This is a genomic window from Pseudomonas sp. Root562 (genome assembly GCF_001427125.1).
In the GTDB taxonomy this organism is placed as follows: domain Bacteria; phylum Pseudomonadota; class Gammaproteobacteria; order Pseudomonadales; family Pseudomonadaceae; genus Aquipseudomonas.
Genome location: NZ_LMGK01000001.1, coordinates 1 through 220 on the forward strand (window position 1 = coordinate 1; position 220 = coordinate 220).

Consider the following 220-nt stretch of genomic DNA (forward strand, 5'->3'; position numbering starts at 1 on the left):
AACCAATACTAATTGCCCGTGAGGCTTGACCATATAACACCCAAGCAATTTGCGAACTCGAGAGAGGCCAGATTGCGGTGTGTGAAGACGAAATGAACCGAAAGTTCGACGCTTGCAAACACCGAAAACTATCGCATACCCAATTTGCCGACGCGTTGAAAGACGAGTCGGCACACCGAATTTCTTGACGACCATAGAGCATTGGAACCACCTGATCCCA

1 rRNA gene (cut by a window edge) is annotated in these 220 nt (G+C 48.6%); it reads left to right on the forward strand.

What is annotated here, in order from left to right:
• Nucleotides 1–183: 183 nt before the first annotated feature.
• Nucleotides 184–220: ribosomal RNA gene (gene rrf, locus ASD60_RS00010) — 5S ribosomal RNA — on the forward strand (it continues 110 nt past the right edge of the window).